This is a genomic window from Streptomyces sp. DSM 120436, from assembly GCF_055778765.1.
The window spans coordinates 1,987,717-2,001,963 of sequence record NZ_JBSKBS010000001.1 but is presented as its reverse complement, the minus strand read 5'-3'; the positions used below and the strand labels follow the sequence as shown (position 1 = coordinate 2,001,963).

The 14,247-nt window shown below is 70.5% G+C and carries 13 protein-coding genes; 4 read left to right on the top strand and 9 right to left on the bottom strand.

All coding sequences use genetic code 11. From position 1 onward, the window contains the following. The first annotated feature begins 100 nt into the window (after nt 1-100). On the top strand, nt 101-448 hold the full coding sequence (locus ACWH4W_RS09210) for an ATP-binding protein (protein ID WP_473075302.1): 348 nt from the start codon (nt 101-103) through the stop codon (nt 446-448). 140 nt (nt 449-588) lie between these two features. Here the strand turns inward: ACWH4W_RS09210 and ACWH4W_RS09205 are convergent, their stop codons facing one another. Next, nucleotides 589-777 (bottom strand): DUF397 domain-containing protein, encoded by a 189-nt coding sequence (locus tag ACWH4W_RS09205; protein ID WP_365417877.1) that lies wholly within the window; start codon nt 775-777, stop codon nt 589-591. After that, nucleotides 774-1,619 (bottom strand): helix-turn-helix domain-containing protein, encoded by an 846-nt coding sequence (locus tag ACWH4W_RS09200; RefSeq protein ID WP_365417880.1) that lies wholly within the window; start codon nt 1,617-1,619, stop codon nt 774-776. Before ACWH4W_RS09200 ends, ACWH4W_RS09205 begins: the two co-directional genes overlap by 4 nt. 155 nt (nt 1,620-1,774) lie before the next feature. Here ACWH4W_RS09200 and ACWH4W_RS09195 point away from each other — a divergent pair, with 155 nt between their 5' ends. Continuing rightward, complete coding sequence (locus ACWH4W_RS09195; RefSeq protein ID WP_473075301.1) at nt 1,775-2,242, top strand: ATP-binding protein; 468 nt, start codon at nt 1,775-1,777, stop codon at nt 2,240-2,242. Nucleotides 2,243-2,438: 196 nt separating this feature from the next. Here ACWH4W_RS09195 and ACWH4W_RS09190 read toward each other — a convergent pair whose 3' ends face one another. The 3 genes from ACWH4W_RS09190 to ACWH4W_RS09180 all read right to left on the bottom strand — a co-directional run bounded on the left by ACWH4W_RS09190 (nt 2,439) and on the right by ACWH4W_RS09180 (nt 3,851). Further along, nucleotides 2,439-2,726: a hypothetical protein gene (locus ACWH4W_RS09190; RefSeq protein WP_473075300.1), complete on the bottom strand. Its 288-nt coding sequence runs from the start codon at nt 2,724-2,726 to the stop codon at nt 2,439-2,441. 6 nt (nt 2,727-2,732) lie between these two features. Continuing rightward, nucleotides 2,733-3,380 (bottom strand): hypothetical protein, encoded by a 648-nt coding sequence (locus ACWH4W_RS09185; RefSeq protein WP_473075299.1) that lies wholly within the window; start codon nt 3,378-3,380, stop codon nt 2,733-2,735. A 138-nt stretch (nt 3,381-3,518) separates the two neighbouring features. Next, nucleotides 3,519-3,851, bottom strand: a complete 333-nt coding sequence (locus ACWH4W_RS09180; protein WP_473075298.1) for a cupin domain-containing protein — start codon at nt 3,849-3,851, stop codon at nt 3,519-3,521. Between the two features lie 120 nt (nt 3,852-3,971). Between ACWH4W_RS09180 and ACWH4W_RS09175 the strand changes: the two genes are divergently transcribed. After that, nucleotides 3,972-4,730, top strand: a complete 759-nt coding sequence (locus ACWH4W_RS09175; protein ID WP_473075297.1) for a YqjF family protein — start codon at nt 3,972-3,974, stop codon at nt 4,728-4,730. A gap of 73 nt (nt 4,731-4,803) precedes the next feature. Here the strand turns inward: ACWH4W_RS09175 and gdhA are convergent, their stop codons facing one another. Then, nucleotides 4,804-6,207, bottom strand: a complete 1,404-nt coding sequence (gene gdhA, locus ACWH4W_RS09170) for an NADP-specific glutamate dehydrogenase (RefSeq protein WP_473075296.1) — start codon at nt 6,205-6,207, stop codon at nt 4,804-4,806. A gap of 901 nt (nt 6,208-7,108) precedes the next feature. Between gdhA and ACWH4W_RS09165 the strand changes: the two genes are divergently transcribed. Further along, entirely contained in the window at nt 7,109-7,909 is an 801-nt protein-coding gene (locus ACWH4W_RS09165; protein WP_473077453.1) for an SAM-dependent methyltransferase, read from the top strand. Between the two features lie 59 nt (nt 7,910-7,968). Here ACWH4W_RS09165 and ACWH4W_RS09160 read toward each other — a convergent pair whose 3' ends face one another. From ACWH4W_RS09160 to fusA, 3 genes are all read right to left on the bottom strand, one after another. Continuing rightward, nucleotides 7,969-9,144 carry an endo-1,4-beta-xylanase gene (locus tag ACWH4W_RS09160; RefSeq protein ID WP_473075295.1) on the bottom strand — a complete coding sequence of 392 codons (1,176 nt, stop codon included), beginning with the start codon at nt 9,142-9,144 and terminating at the stop codon, nt 7,969-7,971. A 1,594-nt stretch (nt 9,145-10,738) separates the two neighbouring features. After that, a complete protein-coding gene (tuf, locus tag ACWH4W_RS09155; protein WP_473075294.1) occupies nt 10,739-11,932 on the bottom strand; it encodes an elongation factor Tu in 1,194 nt (397 codons plus the stop codon). A gap of 170 nt (nt 11,933-12,102) precedes the next feature. Then, nucleotides 12,103-14,229 (bottom strand): elongation factor G, encoded by a 2,127-nt coding sequence (gene fusA / locus ACWH4W_RS09150; RefSeq protein WP_473075293.1) that lies wholly within the window; start codon nt 14,227-14,229, stop codon nt 12,103-12,105. Between the last annotated feature and the right edge of the window lie 18 nt (nt 14,230-14,247).

Genomic DNA, 14,247 nt, shown 5'->3' with positions numbered 1-14,247 from the left:
TCGGGTGATCTCACCGAGTCGCAGCACGCGGTGCGGTGTGAACAGGGCAGACTGCCCCCTCACGGATCACGGACGCCGGGAGGCACCGATCATGGTCAGGGTGAGGCTGGAGACCAGCCGTGAGCATGTCGCCGAGCCGGCGCGGCTGCGGGATCCGGTCGGTGCGGTCGAGGAGCTGCTGTGGAACGCCCTCGACGTCGACGCCGGATGTGTCGTCGTCACCCTGGAACGCAACGACCTCGGCGGTGTGGACCGTGTCCGGGTCCAGGACGACGGTTGCGGGATGTCCGCCGAGGACTGCGAGGAGTACTTCCGGCCCATCGGCTCGTCCTACCGGCGCCACCGTCACGCAGTGAGGCACGAGCGTCACACAGAGGGTGCGTGCGGAACCCCAACGACTGGTCCGACGACCCGCTTTACATCGTTGCCCTGCTCAGGCGCATGGTGACGGTCAGTCTCGCCACCATCGAGATCGTCAGGCACCTCCCGCCACTCGACGTCATCGAAGATGCCGGCTGATCCGTCACCGGCGTGGAACAACACCCCACGCGAGGCTTCGGCTTCGCGCGGGGTGCGGCCGTCGAGAGGTCAGCTCTGCGACGCGTAGGTCACGAAGTCCGCCCACGCCTCCGGGGTGAGCGCGAGCCGCGGGCCGGATGCGTTCTTGGAGTCGCGGACGTGGACGGTGGTGGGGGTGGGGGCGATTTCGATGCAGTCGCCGGGCTCGCCGCTGCTGCTGTAGCTGCTCTTGAACCAGTGGAGTTCCGCAGTGCTCATAGTCTCCCCAGCAATCGCTCGATGAAGGACTGCGACTCCCTCGGCGTGAGAGCCTGCGCCCGGATCATGCCATAGCGCAGTTCAAGGATCCGGAGGTCCTTGGGGCTCGACACCGGGCGGCCGTTGAACGCGCCGTCGGAACGTCCCATCGCCGTGCCGTCGGCGAACTTCAGCACCTCGATCAGTCCTTGCGACCCGGCGTGCTCCTGCCGGTCGGTCGGCATGACCTGAAGCGTCACGTTCCTCAACTTCGCTACTTCCAACATGTGTTCCAGCTGTCGGCGCAGCACCATTTTCCCACCATAAGGGCGTTCGAGCGTCACCTGTTCCTGGACGAAGCTGAGCGTGGGGGCGGGATCCCTCCTGAGAACGGCCTGCCGCGTCACACGGGCGGCGGTCTCCCGCTCGACGACGTCGTCGGTGAGCGCGGGCTGCGTCATCTCGAACAGCGTGCGCGCGTACTCCTCCGTCTGCAACAACCCATGAATGTTGTGGTTGCTGTACAACAGCATCTCCACCGACCGCTCCTCCAGCTCGGCCAGTTGCCGCACCTTCTTCGGATACCGGGCCTTCCTCATGTCCTCCATGAAGGCCCGCAGATGCCCCTGCGCCTTCAGGATCTGGTCCGCCCGGTCCAGGCACTCCGGGCGGGGGATGCGGGCCCCGCGTTCGATCTTGCGGATCATGTCCTCGCCGTACCCGAGGGCGGCCGCCAGCTCGGACACGCTCATCCCGGCGGACTCCCGGCAGACCCTGAGCAGACGGCCCACCGCCTGCACCACCGGCTCGATCTCGTCGCCCGGCTCGACGTCCCAGCCCGCCTCGTCGACACCCTCGTCCACGGCTCCTCCTTCGGCGCGTACGCGTACCCGTACTCGTACAACGCCGGGACAGCCGAGACAGCCGAGACAAAAGCCGGGACAGTGACGGTACGTGCAGGCGTTGTCACTCACCTAAGGAAGCAGGGTTGGCCACGCTGAGTGACGTGAATCAAGACATGCGTGCCCCTGAAAACCACCTCACCCGCCCCATCCGTAACTTCAGCCTCCAACTGTCCTCCACACCTCGCGGCGCCCGTCTCGCCCGGCTGCTCGCCACCGAGCGACTGCGCACGTGGGGACTGCCGCCTCACCCGGCGGAGCTCATCGTCGGAGAGCTGGCGGCCAACGCCGTCACCCACGGCCGCGTCCCCGGCCGGGACTTCCGGCTGTTGCTGTACGTCGTCGGCGACACTCTCCGCATCGAGGTCACCGACACGCGCGGTGACCGGCTGCCGTGCCCGCAGCACTCCGCCGCCGAGGACGCCGAGAACGCCGAGGACGCCGAGTCCGGCCGCGGACTGCTGCTCGTGGACGCCCTCGCCGACCGTTGGGGAGTCGTCCCCGGCCCGCCCCCGCGCAAGACCGTCTGGGCCGAGGTGGGGACCTGGCCCGCCGGGCAGCTACCCGCCCCGCCCCGGCGGTAACGGACGGCACGGCTCAGGGCAACTCGGCCCACGTCCCCATCGTGGTCTCCGGCGTCCGGATGCGGACCTCGGCCCTCGCCCGGTCCGCGTACAGGTCCCGCTCGGAGACGATGCTCAGGTCGCCGGTGCCAACTGCTGTCGTACGGTATTCGGCACGTCCAACGATGGCGCCTACGCCCCTCCGAGGATGTCGTCCTCATCGAATCCGAGCTCGTCCTCGATGCCCAGTTCCTCCGCCACGTGCCAGCACAGGGGATTCGGCCAGGCCCACCGCCGTGAAGGCGAAGCCTCGTTGGGCGATGTCCGGCAGCCGGGTCGCGCGGGCGATGCGAGGGGATGCCTCCTCCAGCGGGCAGTTGAAGGCCAGCCCGATCACCGCCGTGCCCAGGCTCCGCTCGCCGCGCGCGAACGCGGCGTCCCACTCCGCCGGGTCGTCGAGGGCCAGCAGGCTCTCGCCCCTCGCCCAGTCCCACGGCCGCGTCACGCCCGCTCAGTCCACGAACCGGAACGTCGACGTGATCGCGTCGAAGACGTCGAAGAAGGACTCCGCCAGGTCCAGGACCTGGCTGCTGCCCGCGACCAGGGCGACCTTGCCCTCCTGTCCCGGCACCGGGACGAACGTCTGCATCAGCACCGCCCGGATCGTGCGGCCGAGCTCGTCGCCCGGTACCGGCACGTCCTCGATACCGTACGTCCGGGCCGCCGGGCCCACGCCCGGGATGTCGACCGTCGTCACCTTGCGCCAGGAGTCGCCCTCCCGCTTCGCCTCCTTGACCGCGAGCTGGGCGGCGACCGCCTCCGGGTCGGTGGGGAGCGGGTCACCCTTGCCGGTGCGGCCGCCGACCAGCGACACCGTCACCGAGCCGGTGATCGGGGTGTCGCCCCCGAAGCTCTCCGCCATGCACCCGCAGTACAGGGCGCCGGACTTCCAGGCGTCCGCCGCCGCCTTGCGCAGGAAGGAGACGAACGTGTCGCGGTGCGGGGCGAGTTCGGGGTGCGCGCGCAGGCGCTCGGTCACCATGCGGTGGATCGAGTCGTCCCGCGACTCCGGCCGTACGTCGAACTCCCACCAGGACTCCGGCACCTTGATCCGGAAACCGCCCCGCTCGACGGTCAGCGCTTCCATGTATCGGGCCATGACGCCGGCGTCCCCCTTCGGTCGATGACGTCCCGACATCGTGCCATCGCGCCGTGCCCGGGCGGGTCCCGGGCCCGCTCGGCCGTCACACGGCGAACACCGCTGCCAGGGCGCGCTCGTACGCGCGTCCGGCCGCCGTCAGTCCTTCTTGGCGACCGTCAGCAGCACCGCCGCGTCCTCCAGCGCCTCCAGGCCGTGGCGGGCGTCCGGGATGACGAGGAGGTCGCCGGTGCGGCCCTCCTGGTCCGCGTCGCCGCTGGTCAGGCGGACGCGGCCGCGCAGGACGAGCAGGGTGGCGTCGCCGGGGCTGTCGTGCTCGGCGAGGCGCGTGCCGGCGGTCAGCGCCAGCAGGGTCTGGCGCAGGGCGTGCTCGTGGCCGCCGTGGACGGTGGTGGCGCTGCGTCCGCCGGAGGCGGTGGCGGCCTGTTCCAGGTGGGTGCGGACGAGGGCGTCGAGCGAAAGCTTCTGCATACCGTCCAGGGTCGCCGAGCCCCGCGGTCGGCGGCAGGGCCATGTGGGGTACGCCGACGGGTCACACGGCCGTACGGGCCGGGCGTACGGCCGTACCGCGCCCTCCGCGATACTGGCGCCGTGCCGTCGACACCCCAGCCCGTGACGCCCGACCCGCCCGAGGCGATCGCGCGTCCGCTGCTCACCCAGTCCTGGCTGGACCTGACGTTCGTGCACTGGGCGGTGGACCCGGCCGACGTGGCGGGGCTGCTGCCGCCGGGCGCCGTGCCCGACACCCTCGACGGGGTCACGTACGTCGGTCTCGTCGCGTTCCGGATGCACCGGGTGGGGTGGCTGCGGCTGCCGGGCGTCCCGTACCTGGGGAACTTCCCGGAGACGAACGTCCGCCTGTACTCGGTGGACGAGCACGGGCGGCGCGGGGTGGTGTTCCTCTCCCTGGACGCCTCCCGGCTGCTTCCGGTGCTGGTCGGCCGCCTCGGCTTCCGGATGCCGTACGTCTGGTCCCGGATGCGCGTCCGGCACGTCGACGACCGCACCGTCACGTACACCGCGTCCCGGCGCTGGCCGGGCCCGCGCGGCGCGGGGACGCGGCTCACCGTGCGACGGGGCGAGGCGATCGCCGAGCCGACGGGGCTGGAGCACTTCCTCACCGCCCGCTGGGGCATGCACAGCGCGTTCTTCGGGCGGCCGGTGTACCTGCCGAACGCCCATCCGCGCTGGCCGCTGTACCGGGCCGAGCTGCTGGAGTGCGAGGAGGACCTGGTCGCGGCGGCCGGGCTGCCGGCGCCGGCCGGGGCGCCGGTGAGCGTGCTGTACTCGCCGGGCGTCCCCGCCCGCTTCGGCCTCCCGGCCCGTCCGGGGGGCATCCCCACGCCGTGACGGCGGGCGGGGTCGAACGCGCGTGGGGCCGAGGGCGGCGTGCCCCCGGCCCCACGGTCGTCCCGCGTGCGCGTCAGATGACGCCCTGCGCCAGCATCGCGTCCGCCACCCGCTCGAAGCCGGCGATGTTCGCGCCGGTCACGTAGTCGCCGGGGGCGCCGTAGCGCTCGGCGGTCTCCGCGCAGGTGGTGTGGATGTCGGTCATGATCCGGGCCAGCTCGGCCTCGACCTGGTCGGCCTTCCAACTGGTGCGCGACGCGTTCTGCGTCATCTCCAGCGCGCTGACCGCGACACCGCCCGCGTTCGCCGCCTTGCCGGGGCCGAAGGCGACGCCGGCCCGCTGGAAGAGCTGCACGGCCTCCGGCGTGGTCGGCATGTTCGCGCCCTCGGAGACCGCCTTCACGCCGTTGCGGATGAGGGCGTCGGCGTCCACGGCGTTCAGCTCGTTCTGGGTGGCCGACGGCAGGGCGACGTCCGCCGGGACCTCCCAGACGCTCCCGCCCGGCACGAACCGCGCGGAGGAGCCCCGGCGCTCCGCGTAGTCGCTCACCCGGCCGCGCTCGACCTCCTTGACCTGGCGCAGCAGGGCCACGTCGATGCCCTTGTCGTCGACGACGTAGCCGCTGGAGTCGGAGCAGGTGACCGGGTTGGCGCCGAGGTCGGCGAGCTTCTGGATGGTGTAGATCGCGACGTTGCCGGAGCCGGAGACCACCGCGGTCTGCCCCTCCAGGTCCTCGCCGCGGGCGCGCAGCATGGCCTCGGCGAACAGCACGTTGCCGTAGCCGGTCGCCTCCGGGCGGATGAGCGAGCCGCCCCAGCCGGCGCTCTTGCCCGTGAGGACGCCGCCCTCCCAGCGGTTGGTGATGCGCCGGTACTGGCCGAAGAGGTAGCCGATCTCCCGCGCGCCGACGCCGATGTCACCGGCGGGGATGTCGGTGTACTCGCCGATGTGCCGGTACAGCTCGGTCATGAACGACTGGCAGAAGCGCATGACCTCCGCGTCGCTGCGGCCCTGCGGGTCGAAGTCGCTGCCGCCCTTGCCGCCGCCGATGCCGAGCCCGGTGAGCGCGTTCTTGAAGATCTGCTCGAAGCCGAGGAACTTGATGATCCCGAGGTTCACCGAGGGGTGGAAGCGCAGGCCGCCCTTGTACGGGCCGAGGGCGCTGTTGAACTCGATGCGGAAGCCCCGGTTGACGTGCACGCGCCCGTTGTCGTCGGTCCACGGCACCCGGAAGATGATCTGCCGCTCGGGCTCGACGAGCCGCTCGACGAGGCCCGGGTCGGCGTACTCCGGCCGGGCGGCGAGCACGGGGGCGAGCGTCTCCAGCACCTCACGGGCGGCCTGGTGGAACTCCGGCTCCGCCGGGTTGCGGCGCTCCACCTCGGCGCGGAGCTGGTCGAGCGAGATCTTGGGATCGGGGCGTGAGGTCACGGGGTCCCTTTCTGGCACGGCTGGCAACCGGTTCGCGGGGCGCATGGAACACCATGGGACACCATGGGCGGGAACCGGTGAGGAGCGCTCGGCGCCGTTGCCGCGCGCGGGACAGCGACCGCCCGTTCGTATACGACAGGTCGGCCGACCCTTACAGTGTTACTCCTGTGTTAAGCGGATACCAAGAGGCGGGTCTGATCGTCCGCTATTTGAGACCTGGCGTGCGGAAAACGGGACGGCGGGCCGGTGCGCGATCCTCCTGCCGGCCGTAGCACCCCGCGACGCCCCCGCCCCGCTCACGGCCGCCGCCGGCCGACGCCGTCATCGCCCTCGGCTTCGCGGCGGCCGGCCGGACCTGCGGTCCACGGCGACGGGTGGGCCGGTTCCCCTGCCGCCCATGGTCGACGTGTGCGTCTGCCGGGTCGCCCGGGAGGCGCTCACCAACGTCGTCGAGCGCGCCCCCGGCGCACGGGTGGCCCTCACCCTCGACCACGCCCCGGACGAGGTCGTCCTCACGGTCCGGGACGACGGCGGACCGGACGGCCGCGCCCGCACAGGCGAGCGACCTGAAACCGTCCCCGGGGCCCGCACGCCGACGCGCCCCACTCCCGGCGGCAACCGGGCAGGGGACGCAGGGCGCCGAGGCGTCAGCGCTCCGAGGCGCACGGCACGGAGTTCGCCCACGCGTCCTGGGCCGGAACCCGGGGTCTGAAGCTCCGGTGCCGTCGGCCTCTTCCCGGGGGAAGGAATCGAGGGCGGGAAGCCCGGCCACACCGCCCGCTTCGCGGTGATCGGCAACCACCCGCCCGCCTTACCAGGGCGGCAGGGAGACGAGTGCCCGGCGCATCGTGTCGGGCAAGGGGCGGCTATCGTGGCGATCGCGACTGAAGAAGGCCAACTGCCGCGCGGGACAAGGGGAATCGACGTGGATCAGCAGGACTCCGGCATGCACGCTCCCCCGCGGATCGACACCGGCAAGCCGCATCCCGCGCGGATGTACGACTGGTTCCTCGGCGGCAAGGACAACTACCCGGTGGACGAGGCGCTGGGCAGGCAGCTCGTGGCGTTCGCGCCCGACATCCCGGTCATGGCGCGGATGAACCGGGCGTTCATGCACCGTGCCACCCGCTGGACGGCCGGCCAGGGCATGCGGCAGTTCCTCGACATCGGGACCGGTATCCCGACGGAGCCGAACCTGCACCAGGTCGCTCAGGGGATCGCCGCCGACGCACGGGTCGTGTACTGCGACAACGACCCGATCGTCCTGGTCCACGCCGAGGCGCTGCTGCGCGGCACTCCCGAGGGGGTCGTCGACTACGTGCAGGCGGACGCCCGTAACACCGCCGCGATCGTCGAACGGGCCCGCGAGACACTGGACTTCGAGCGGCCGGTCGCGCTCTCCCTGATCGCGCTGCTGCACTTCATCGGTGACGAGGACGGGGCGTACGAGCTGGTGGAACGGCTCAAGGACGCGCTGGCGCCGGGCAGTTACCTGGTCATGTCGCACCTCACGCCCGACTTCCACCCGGAGGAGGCGTCGAAGAAGGTGATCGACCTGTACCGGGCGGGCGAGCTCACCATGGACATGCGCAGCAGGGACCGGTTCGCCCGCTTCTTCGAGGGGCTGGAGATCGTCGCCCCCGGCATCGTGGCGGCGGAGGAGTGGCACCCGGAACTCGGTGAGCCGGTCCCCGGGCAGGAGGGCGTCCACAGCGGGGCGTACGTGGCGGTGGCCCGCAAGGTGTGAGCCCTCGCGGAGCGAGACGGCGGGGCCGCCCCTGACAGGGGCGGCCCCGCCGGGCGTTCTCAGCCCTTCCGGTGCTTGTGGCCCTTCTTCCCGCAGTCGTCCTCCCGGGCCGCTTCCCTCAGCGTGTCCCGCAGGGCGTAGAAGGCGGGCTTGCGCGCGAAGGCGTCGGTCATGACCGTCGCCCAGCCCTCACCCTCGAAGAACACCGGGACCCACGAGTACTTGTCGGTGAAGCCCCAGATGGTGAACGAGTTGCAGCCGTCCACCTCCAGGCACGCCTGGAGCATCCGCCGGTAGTAGTCCGCCTGCTGCTTCTCCTGCGCCGCGGTGGGCGTACCGCCCTCCGGCACGTCCATGCGGACGTCCAGTTCGGTGACCGCGGTCTCCAGGCCGAGGGCGTCGAAGCGTCGCAGGTTGTCGGCGAGGTCGCCGGGGAAGCCGTACCGCGTGCTCAGGTGGCCCTGCACGGAGAAGCCGTGCACCGGCACCCGCTGCTCGAGCAGGTCCTTCACCAACGCGTAGTACGCGTCGCTCTTCGCGTTGACGCTCTCGACGTTGAAGTCGTTGAAGAACAGCTTCGCCTTGGGATCGGCCTTGTGGGCCCAGCGGAACGCGTCCGCGACGATCTCCGGACCGAGCTCACGGATCCAGATGTTCTCCTGCGTGCGCAGGTTCCCCTGGTCGTCGAAGATCTCGTTCGCCACGTCCCACTGCTGGATCCTGCCCTTGTACCGGCCGACCACCGTGGTGATGTGCTCGCGCAGGATGCCGCGCAGCTCCGCCTTGGTGAAGTCGCCCTCCTCCAGCCACGCGGGGTTCTGGCTGTGCCACAACAGCGTGTGTCCGCGCACCACTTGGCGGTTCTTGCGGGCGAACTCGACGATTCGGTCCGCCTGCTCGAAGTCGTAGCGGTCGCGCTCGGGGTGGATGTAGTCCCACTTCATCTGGTTCTCGGGCGAGACCGAGCTGAACTCCCGCCCCAGGATCTTCCGGTACTCCTTGTCGTACGTGAAGGGGTCCGGGTAGTCCTGCTCCAGGTGGTGGCCGCCGCCCGCAACGGCGGTGCCGATCACGAAACCTTCGGGGGCGGCCGCGCGCAGCCGGTCGAACGAGGCGTGGGAGTGCGGCGGCGGCTTGGGGCCGGCCGACGGGGCGGCGGACGCCGAACCGCCCAGGAGTGGCAGGGCCAGTGCCGCGGTGGCGAGGGCCACGGTGGCGAAACGGAACGGTCTCATGCGGGGGCTCTCATTCCCGTCGTGTTCTCGAATGTTTCGAAGGCGTATCCGAAACATTAGGGATGGGCGGACGGTACGATCCGGCCGAGCGGCGCGTCAATACCCGTGCACGAGTCGGGTGTTCCAGACCCCTCAGCCCGCCGACGGGCGGATCACCTCCTCCGCCACCCATCGGGCGATGCCCTCGGGGAACGGCGCCGGCAGCCCGAGGACCACGTGCCGGAACCCCGCGTCCCGCACAGCCGGGGATCGCGGGCCTGCGCGTACCGGCCGCCCCGGGCGGGTAGCGGTGGAAGTACGCCTGTTCGGCGAGGTCGTAGCCGATCTGTCCCGAGGTCCCGAGCACCGTGAGTGCCGCGCGGACCCGGTCGGGCGCGGGGCCGGCCCGCGCGGCCGGTACGGTGACGTCCAGCGTCGGCTCAGGCGAGGAGTTCCGCCACCCGCTCGGCGCCGCGTGCCGCGGGCCCGGTGCGTGAGGTCGTCGAGGACGCCGCCCTCGCCGGAGAACCCGCGCGAGGCGCTCGGCGAGAGCAGCAGCGTCAGCCGCATGCCGGGCAGCCCGGCCTCCCAGGCGACGGGCGTGGCCGTGCCCGCGGCGGTCCCGGGGGCACGGAGCCGTACGCCGGTCGCGTGCCGCAGCACGGGTACCGGGCCGGGCAGGCGCTCGGCGCCGGGCAGGCACACCGCGCCGGGCACCGGCCTGCCCACCGGCCGCAGGGCGCTCCCGACGAGCACCACCCAGCGCGTGGTGCGTGCGGGCGCCGGAGCCGTGGGTCAGGCGTGGCAGGGAGCGCAGGACGGCGGCTGCCTGCGCGGGCGGCACCTCGGCGCGCGGCGCGAAGCCGGCCGCGAGGACCTGGGCCTCGGCGAAGCCGCGCAGCCGGCGCTGCGGGAGGGGGACCTTCTTCTCCACGGAACGGCCCTCGGAAGTGGTCGCCTCCACCCCTTCGGTGCCCACCCGCAGGCGGGGAGCGGGGCGAGATCGCCGAGCCCGGCGAGCGCCCGACGCAGCGGGACGTTGGTGTCGACGTCGGTGGTGCCGTGTCCGACGCCGTCCCGTCGAAGCCGGGGGCGAGGATGGCGAGGCGCGCGTAGACACCGCAGCAGCCGGAGAAGGACTCCTTCCGTAACCGGTCGCCGCCCGCGGTGACCACCGGGTCGAGCGAGGCGGCGGAGCTGGGGCGGTGGTAGCGGGTGGCCGCGACGTCCGCGACCGCGAGCAGCGCCGTGGCCGCGGACGTCGGGACGATCCGGAAGCCGTCGAAGAAGCGGGGACGGGCCTGCTCACCGTCGGGTGTGGCGCCGCCCGAGGTTTCCAGGGCGGGGCTGCGGCCGGAGGCGGATTCCAGCAGCGCGGAAGCGGCCGCGTAGGCGCAGGACTGGGTCAGTGCTGTGCTCGCGCCCGCAGGCTACGACCGGACACCGACATCGTTCGCCCCGCGTCTTGGACGGAGCGGGCGGCCCGGCAGCCACCGCACGAGTCCGCGGCCTTCGTCCTCCCGGAGGATGCCGCCCGCATGACGAAAGGGCCCGCACGACCGAAGTCGTGCGGGCCCCCTCAGGTGCTCGCAGCAGGAGCTACCAGGTCAGATCGTCACTTGACGATCTTGGTGACCTGGCCGGCGCCCACGGTCCGGCCACCCTCACGGATGGCGAACTTCAGGCCCTCCTCCATGGCGACGGGCTGGATGAGCTCCACCTTCATCTCGGTGTTGTCACCCGGCATGACCATCTCGGTGCCCTCGGGGAGGGTCACGACGCCGGTCACGTCCGTCGTGCGGAAGTAGAACTGCGGGCGGTAGTTGTTGAAGAACGGGGTGTGACGGCCACCCTCGTCCTTCGACAGGATGTAGGCCTGGGCCTCGAACTCGGTGTGCGGGGTGACCGAGCCCGGCTTGATGATGACCTGGCCGCGCTCGACGTCCTCGCGCTTGATGCCGCGGAGCAGCAGACCGACGTTCTCACCGGCCTGGCCCTCGTCGAGCAGCTTGCGGAACATCTCGATGCCGGTGACCGTGGTGGTGGTCTTCTCGGTCTTGATGCCGATGATGTCGACGGTCTCGTTGACCTTGAGGACACCACGCTCGATGCGGCCGGTGACGACCGTACCGCGACCGGTGATGGTGAAGACGTCCTCGATCGGCATCAGGAACGGCTTGTCGACGTCACGCTCGGGCTCCGGGATGGACTCGTCCACGGCCTTCATCAGCTCGAGGACGGACTTGCCCCACTCCTCGTCGCCCTCGAGGGCCTTCAGCGCGGAGACCTTGACGACCGGAACCTCGTCGCCCGGGAACTCGTACTCGGAGAGGAGCTCGCGCACCTCGAGCTCGACGAGCTCCAGGATCTCCTCGTCGTCCACCATGTCGGCCTTGTTCAGGGCGACGACGATGTAGGGGACGCCGACCTGGCGGGCCAGGAGCACGTGCTCCTTGGTCTGCGGCATCGGGCCGTCCGTGGCGGCGACCACGAGGATGGCGCCGTCCATCTGCGCCGCACCCGTGATCATGTTCTTGATGTAGTCCGCGTGACCGGGGCAGTCGACGTGGGCGTAGTGACGCGACTCGGTCTGGTACTCGACGTGCGAGATCGAGATCGTGATACCGCGCTGGCGCTCTTCGGGAGCCTTGTCGATCTGGTCGAAGGCCGAGGCCTCGTTCAGGTCCGGGTACGCGTCGTGCAGCACCTTGGTAATGGCGGCCGTGAGGGTCGTCTTACCGTGGTCGATGTGACCGATGGTGCCGATGTTGACGTGCGGCTTAGTCCGCTCGAACTTCGCCTTCGCCACTGGGGTCCTCCTGTGGAGTGGTTCTGTACGCCTTACTTCATCGGCGCCAGGTGATCTTTGCTGGGAAACCCGGGCCCGGGGCATTCCGCCAGGGTGGCGGCGGAATGCCCGCTTGCAGGCTCCGGGGTCAAGCCTAAAGCGTTGGTACGGAGTCCGTTAAACGGAGCCCCTTACTCGCCCTTGGCCTTCGCGATGATCTCCTCGGCGACGTTCCGCGGAACCTCGGCGTAGGAGTCGAACTGCATGGAGTAGCTGGCCCGGCCGGACGTCTTGCTGCGCAGGTCGCCGACGTAGCCGAACATCTCCGAGAGGGGCACGAGGCCCTTCACGACGCGGGCACCGGCCCGCTCCTCCATGGCCTGGATCTGGCCACGGCGGGAGTTGATGTCGCCGATGACGTCACCCATGTAGTCCTCGGGCGTGGTGACCTCGACGGCCATCATCGGCTCCAGGAGCACGGGCGAAGCCTTGCGCGCGGCCTCCTTGAAGGCCTGCGAACCGGCGATCTTGAACGCGAGTTCGGACGAGTCGACCTCGTGGTAGGCGCCGTCGAGCAGCGTCACGCGGACGCCGGTCATCTCGTAGCCGGCGAGGATGCCGAACTGCATGGCCTCCTGCGCACCGGCGTCCACCGAAGGGATGTACTCCTTCGGCACACGGCCACCGGTCACCTTGTTGACGAACTCGTAGGAGGCGTCGCCGCCCTCGATCGGCTCGATCGCGATGATCACGCGAGCGAACTGGCCGGTGCCACCCGTCTGCTTCTTGTGGGTGAACTCGACCTTCTCGACCGACTTGCGGATCGTCTCACGGTACGCGACCTGAGGCTTGCCGACGTTGGCCTCGACCTTGAACTCACGGCGCATGCGGTCGACCAGCACCTCGAGGTGCAGCTCGCCCATACCGCCGATGATGGTCTGGCCGGTCTCCTCGTCCGAGTGGACCTGGAACGACGGGTCCTCCTCGGCGAGCCGCTGGATCGCGACGCCGAGCTTCTCCTGGTCGCCCTTCGACTTGGGCTCGATGGCGACCTGGATGACCGGCGCCGGGAAGTCCATGGACTCCAGGATGACCGGGTTCTTGTCGTCGGACAGCGTCTCACCGGTCGTGGTCTGCTTCAGGCCCATGACCGCGACGATGTCGCCGGCGCCCACCGACTCGATCTCCTCACGCTTGTTGGCGTGCATGCGGTAGATCTTGCCGATGCGCTCCTTCTTGCCCTTCACGGAGTTCAGCACCTGGGTGCCGGACTCCAGACGGCCGGAGTACACGCGGACGAAGGTGAGCTTGCCGAGGTGCGGGTCGCTCATGATCTTGAACGCGAGCGCGGCGAGGGGCTCCTCGTCCGACGGCTTGCGCGCGATGACCTTCTCCGCGTCCTTGACGTCGTGGCCCTCGATGGCCTCGACGTCCAGCGGGGAGGGCAGGTAGCGCACGACGGCGTCGAGCAGGGGCTGCACGCCCTTGTTCTTGAACGCGGTGCCGCAGAACACGGGGGTGACGGTGGTGCCGTCGCCCTTGCCGGAGGCGATGGTGATGCGGCGGACCGCCGCGTACAGCTGCTCCACGGAGGGCTCGGTGCCCTCGAGGTACAGCTCCATCAGCTCCTCGTCGTTCTCCGCGACGGCCTCGAGCAGCTTGCCGCGGTACTCCTCGGCGAGCTCGGCGAGGTCCTCGGGGATGTCGACGGTGTCGTACATCTCGCCCTTGGTCGCCTCGGCGGACCAGACCAGGGCCTTCATCTTCACGAGGTCGATGACGCCCTTGAAGTCGGCCTCGGCGCCGATCGGCAGCTGCATGACCAGCGGCTGCGCGCCCAGGCGGTCGGAGATCATGCCGACGCAGCGGAGGAAGTCCGCACCGGTGCGGTCGAGCTTGTTCACGAAGCAGATGCGCGGAACGCCGTAGCGGTCCGCCTGACGCCACACCGTCTCGGACTGCGGCTCGACGCCGGCGACGCCGTCGAACACCGTGACGGCACCGTCGAGGACGCGCAGCGAACGCTCCACCTCGACGGTGAAGTCGACGTGGCCCGGGGTGTCGATGATGTTGATGGTGTGGTCGACGTCTTCCAGCGGCCAGTGACAGGTGGTGGCGGCGGAGGTGATCGTGATGCCACGCTCCTGCTCCTGCTCCATCCAGTCCATGGTCGCGGAGCCCTCGTGCGTCTCACCGATCTTGTAGGAGACGCCCGTGTAGAACAGGATCCGCTCGGTGGTCGTCGTCTTGCCCGCGTCGATGTGGGCCATGATCCCGATGTTGCGGACCCTGGCCAGGTCAAGCGAAGTGGTAGCCATAAGGCTTCAGTCTTCTCT